The following is a 5924-nucleotide window of genomic DNA, read 5'->3' as shown; positions in this document are numbered from 1 at the left end:
ATGAAGCGGAATAATCCTCCGGCGGCACTGAAGCCGTCACTGCTTTCATCGAGTATGCTGGCGCTGCTGCTGTTGCGCCAGTGCAGCCCGTAGAAGTTGACCACGGATCCGGTAACAGCAAGAATATTGCCTTCATTGGTCATATCTCCAAAAACAGCAATGGTGTCTGCACTGAATATACCCATCCCCGCGTTGGGGTGTAGCCAGGTGGCCGATTGCGCCCTGATGGCCAATTGGGCGATCAGCGTGAAGCAAAGCGTTAATATGTAATGCTTTCGTTTTATAACGTTAATGATTATATGAAATTGATGAACATTTTATTTTTAATAGCCTACTACCACTACAAATATTTTGGTAGTATTGGAAACGCTGGGTTCTAGTCCTTCAGCTGTGCTTAGCAGCAGGGTATTGGTGGTTTTGCTTTCCATCAATAGAAAATTTATTCTCGTTAAACTATATCCCAGTATGGAAACAATCGGTGTATTGGTAGCATCTGCGCCTCCTTTGGCGGTTGCCTGTATAGACATGATCCTGGTAAACCCTGCATTGGAGATGTCCACGGCGAGTTGTCCGCTCGAAAGTGGTGATGCCGGCTGACTAATAGAATCCGCCCAGATTTTAATATTCTGTGATACCACGCCGCCTGCATTATAAAATACGGGTGCGGTGGCTGAGCGGACCACATTTCCGCTGCCGTCTACGCCCAATGCGCCCGCACCTGCTGTTACAGTAGAGGCACTGGTCAGATTTTCCATGCGTACGCCGGACGTGTTGGCAATGCCTGTTTTTACCTGTAATAAAGAGGTAGGTACAATAGTACCGATACCTACTTTACCGGTAGAGGAAATAGTGAGCCGTGCCAGATTGTTGGTGCGTATATTAAAGGCGTTTGCGTTGGTGCTGCCAATAAATTTGGTAGTACTGTCTGCAAGGGCGTTGCCTGTCAGCAGCCATTGATTGTTGCTGACCGCCGAGCTATCCGCCAGCTTTGACCAGGAACCATTTCGCCGGATCAGCAAGCTGCTGGCCGGTTTGTAATAGATGATCATGCCATCCGGAGAGGCGGGAAGTGGTGCTGTCGTTGTATCTGTAATCCGGGGCAGTAACAACCCCTGATTAGTAGTATTTAATTCCAGCAATGCCGCTTTAATAGCGGAAGATGTGGGATCTCCCAGCTTGAGCTGTTGCGCATGCACCTGTGCAAGCAGCAATAGCAGCGCGCATAGCAGTATGCTGCTTTTAATCCTTGCTTTCCACATGAATAACAATTTACAGGTAACAATAAATAGGTTTTACTTTCTGATCACATACCAGTTAGTGCCATCTGTTTGAATTGTTACGTAGGTGTAATTGTTATAGATCACGTAAGAAGTAGCTCCTTCTATCTGGGCGCCACCGGAAGGCTGCAGGGTCACTGCATTATCAATAGTACCGGAGATTTTTTTAACCGTGTACACCCTGCCAATAATATTTGCTGCGGGCGGTAGTGTAATGGTAGTATTAGCGCCTGTTGCATTTACCAGCAAGGTATTATCTGTTTCCGCCAGTGCCTCCGTGCTATTGCTGGTAGTGCGGATATTCAGTGCCATGGAACCACTCACCTGCAGGGTGGAATTAGGCGCGGTACCTGCACCCACGATCGCATTTTTAGCCACGGACAGGGTGTCACGGAAGTTTTTAAAACCTGCAAAGGTTTGGGTGGAATCATTGACCACACCACGGGCGGTAGCACTTGCGTCAGGAATATTCAGGGTAAGGGTGTTCGTCACGCTGGTGCTATCCAGTGCAATGTCGGTACCTGCTTTGCCGGTTTTAATATAAATGTTGGGACCTGTCTGGTTATTTATTCTACGAATACCTACCGAAAATGCCGCGGAATCTACATCTCTTTTTTCCAGTGCGCCGGTAACCGGATTTCTGAACAAAACGCTGGTGGTAGCAGTGCTTACAGCAGGAGGGGCAGTGTTGAGCGTAACATTACCGGTAATGTTGGCGCCACCTGCCGTTACTTTGATGCCATTGCCTACAGTCGCCTGTCCGGTTACGCCTAGCCCGGTTCCTACGCTCACACTGTCGTTAAATGTTTTGGCGCCGGCAAAGATCTGAGCCACCGTAGATACGCCGCCGGGGGTAGTAGCAGTAGCGGCTACCAATGAAAGTGTGCCGGTAGCATCGTCCAGTACCAGGCCGTTGGGACTACCGGGTGTAAGAATAAATGAGCCGATGGTAATAGCTTTTTGACGACTGCTAAACGACAGCCAGTCTGCATACGTGAGTAAACCCGTTCTGGCGCTGGCAGTACCTACTACCGGAATATTCAGCGAAATGGTACTATCCGCGGCGGTGGTGGTCACGCCAAAATCAGCATTCAGCGTATCCGCTTTGATGGTGAATCCTTGTTTGGCTATCCCATTGAGTGTACGGATCGCATCGGTAAATGCGGCCGGAGATAGATTACGCTGATTGATAACGCCGGTGGCGGGATCTATCATCAGTACGCTGATGAGGGTGGCACTCGCAGGTACCTGTTTCAGCGCCACTGTTTGGGTGCTGCTGATGTTGATGGCTTCTGTGGCATTGGTGCGGATAGACAATGCCTGGTTGTCGGAAGTTCCCAGGTAGTTGTTCGCAGGGTTGGTAGCGGCATTACCTTTCAGCAGCCAGGTACCGGTGGAAGCATTTAAGCTATCTACCAATTTTGACCAGTAACCACCTCTTCTTACCATTAAACTCTGACTGGGGACGTGATAAATGATCATCCCGTCCGGTGCCGTGCTGAGCGGAGCCAGCGTGGTATCCGGAATACGTGGTAACAATAGGCCCTGGCGCAAACTCTCCAGTTCGAGGAGGGATGCTTTGTTGATCGTAGCGGGGTTGTCACCAATTTTTAACTGTGCAAAGGCAGCTGGGGCAGATAAAAGAAAGAATAATACCAGCAGCAGGCTTTTTGAGGAGTAATTTTTCTTCATAGCAAAGCTTTGGAAATGAAGGGAAAGTTGTGTGCAATAAAAATCCTACACCAGTTTTGAGGGCTGGTAGGAGGGTTTTCGAACCGTAGGTGTACTTTAATTATTCATTATAAATATAAGCTTTATCCTGCGTTTATGCGGCACCGTAGGAATAAAAAATCCCGGCGAAGCCGCCGGGATGCTGCAACAGGCAGAGCCGTTGCTGTGGTGTTTTATGGATTGTTGAGTGTTGGTAGCCGCGTTGGTTTGAGTCGGATACTTTCAGCTATGTCCCCATCCGCATAACGGCCAGGGTGAGCGATCCAGTTGCCATTGACACCGTTAGTGTTCCTGTTGATTGTAAGGAACCACCAGCACCGGTATCCGTGAATGGCGGATAATATATTCCGCATTGCTGCCAAGCAGCATATGATCCAGGCCGGTTCTGCCATGCGTACCTACTACCAGCATGGTCGTATTCCCGTCATGCGCCTGTTCCAGCGTTTCATTTTTAGGATTTCCGGTGGTAACCAGGATCTTGATATTATTATTGTCCGGATAACTTTGTTTGTAGGCTTCCAGTCTTTCTTCTACTTCACGGATGCGTGCGGGGATATCATCTGTAAATACAGGACCAGCCTCAGGTAAACCTAAGCCTATCCCTATTTCTACTACAGAAAAAAGGGTCACGGATGCATTCATTTTATGGGCCAGTTCTAAGCCTGTCCTGATCAGGTTTTCTGAAAAGCTGCTCAGGTCTACTGCGATCATGATGTCTGACATATGCAGGGAATATTAGTTTGTGAATAATTATTCATTTTAACTTATGCTTTCAGCGCGTCCCAGCAAAGATCAAAAGTGGTGTTTACCCGGCTTCTGTTCAATGTAATACCGCTGTAGTGTGTTTGTTTTATCAGTTCATTCATGGTGCCTATCATGAAGGTGAGTAGCAGTCCCGTATCTACAGCCTTAATCAGCTGTTCTTTCTTCCCTCTTTCCATCAGTTCATAGAAAGGGGCAGAGAGCTGCTGCGCTTTTTCCCGCGTGTCGGCAGTGATAAAAGGCGAATGGTAGCATTGCTCCAGGAAAACGACTTCTTCGAAATTAGCCAGCTTGTAGCGTAAGATGTTCAGCCAGATATGTCTGAACCCAAGCTTGAACGGGATGTTGGGCTGATAGCTCTTAAAAGAGGCCTGTACAGAATTTTCCCTGCAGGCGGCAAAGAGCACGTTAATTAACTCATCCTTACTCTTAAAGTAAACGTAGAGGGTACCGGTGGCAATCCCTGCCTCTTTGGAGATGTCGCCCATGGTGATACCTGACAACCCTTTCCTGGCCACCAGCTTGAGCGATGCCTGGAAAATCTGCGTTACTTTTCTATCATCTTTCAGTTTCACCTTACAAAGATAAGTGAATATATATTCATTTTAGTGTCAAAAAAAGCCTTCGCAGTGGAAACCGCAAAGGCGCTGTAGCTAGATGATGATTAAATCAAAAACCCAATGATCGTCGGATCTGTGGGTTTTTGTTCTATCTCTGGATGCCGGATGGAAACTTCTCACCGGAAGTGCTTATGAGCGATAAAATAACCCCGTCGGCCTGGAGAAGCCAACAGGTTCTGCTGAGATATTTGTTAGTTGTATGCATTTTTTCAGTTATCATGAATGTGGTCTTCTCCCTAAAAAGATGAACACAAAACAATACCCCAATATTAAGAGGAAGCATTACTAAGAGAGTTAACTGAACCTAAACAAGAATTGAAATAACGAGAGAGAAGACTAAAGGGGGTAAAATAAGAAACCCCTGCTGATGACATACAGCAGAGGCTTTTAGAACATTCACATGGCACCTTGGTATTGCACCAGATGCGTATAACACATTATAGCCTGTTAGTAATTTAATAAGATGATTGCTTAATCTGGAAAGTCACATACATGCTCAGGCTATCCAACTTATCTGATAACTAAATTAGCCATTACTTCCGGGAATATTCGTTAATCGTTAGTTAATACCTTCATGGCGGGTTTAATTGTATCATTTTCCCTTTCCCTGATACCATTTTCCATGCATTTGCATATACCGGTGCTTATGTATATTTTTTACGGCTGGTTGCTAAAAATTCAGAGATATGTCCCACAGGATTCCATGTTTAGTATTATGGTTATGCTTACTCATGCACGCGAAAACGCAGGCACAGGATATGCCTGATATGTGGAACAAAGGAGCTGCTGCTAACCCGGCACATCCGGGCCTGAAATGGTTTCAGCAAGCGAAGTTTGGTCTATTCATCCATTGGGGACTTTATTCCAAACTGGCCGGGCGCTGGAAGGACAGCAGCTATTACGGCAGTGGCGAATGGATCATGAACCGCGCAAAAGCACCCGCAGTGGAATACGCCAAAGTAGCGCAGACATTTAATCCCGTTGGCTTCGATGCCAATGAATGGGCCGAAACAGCCAAAGCAGCCGGGATCAAATACCTGGTGATCACTGCCAAACATCATGAAGGCTTCAGCATGTTCGATTCCAAAGTAACGGACTTCGATATCGTAGATGCGTCTCCATATAAGAAAGATCCCATGAAAGCCTTATCTGCCGCCTGCAGAGCGCAAGGCATCCAGTTCGGATTTTATTATTCTCAGTTCCTCGACTGGCATGAACCTAATGGCGGCGGCAACAACTGGGACTTTAAAAAAGAGAAAGATTATCAGGACTACTATCGTTCGAAGTCCATACCACAGCTAAAAGAATTGCTCACTAATTACGGCCCGCTGGGACTCGTATGGTTCGATATGCCCGGTGGATTAACCACCGAACAAACCAAAAGCATGATCGATAGTTTGCGCAGGCTGCAACCCGGCTGTTTATTTAGCAGCAGGGTAGGACATGACCTGGGCGACTACCGCGATTTCGGCGACTCGGAAGTGCCACCGGTACCTATTGCCGGCGCCTGGGAATCTATTTATACCCACAACGA

6 protein-coding genes are annotated in these 5924 nt (G+C 47.1%); 1 reads left to right on the top strand and 5 read right to left on the bottom strand.

All coding sequences use genetic code 11. The features are described from left to right. The 5 genes from VIP81_RS03570 to VIP81_RS03550 all read right to left on the bottom strand — a co-directional run. On the bottom strand, positions 1-185 hold a 185-nt coding region (locus VIP81_RS03570), incomplete at its 3' end, for a hypothetical protein (protein WP_331957104.1). Between the two features lie 138 nt (positions 186-323). Continuing rightward, a complete protein-coding gene (locus tag VIP81_RS03565) occupies positions 324-1259 on the bottom strand; it encodes a hypothetical protein (protein WP_331957103.1) in 936 nt (311 codons plus the stop codon). 33 nt (positions 1260-1292) lie between these two features. Further along, positions 1293-2969: a hypothetical protein gene (locus tag VIP81_RS03560; RefSeq protein WP_331957102.1), complete on the bottom strand. Its 1677-nt coding sequence runs from the start codon at positions 2967-2969 to the stop codon at positions 1293-1295. A 321-nt stretch (positions 2970-3290) separates the two neighbouring features. Then, positions 3291-3731, bottom strand: a complete 441-nt coding sequence (locus tag VIP81_RS03555) for a universal stress protein (protein WP_331957101.1) — start codon at positions 3729-3731, stop codon at positions 3291-3293. Between the two features lie 41 nt (positions 3732-3772). Beyond that, entirely contained in the window at positions 3773-4345 is a 573-nt protein-coding gene (locus tag VIP81_RS03550; protein ID WP_331957100.1) for a TetR/AcrR family transcriptional regulator, read from the bottom strand. Between the two features lie 776 nt (positions 4346-5121). On the opposite strand from VIP81_RS03550, the gene VIP81_RS03545 reads away from it, so the two are divergent. Next, the coding region (locus VIP81_RS03545; RefSeq protein ID WP_331957099.1) for an alpha-L-fucosidase at positions 5122-5924 on the top strand (803 nt) is incomplete at its 3' end.

This window comes from Chitinophaga sp., from assembly GCF_036566945.1.
Lineage (GTDB): Bacteria > Bacteroidota > Bacteroidia > Chitinophagales > Chitinophagaceae > Chitinophaga.
Note: the sequence above shows the minus strand (reverse complement) of the source record. Positions and strands in the feature narration are given on the sequence as shown.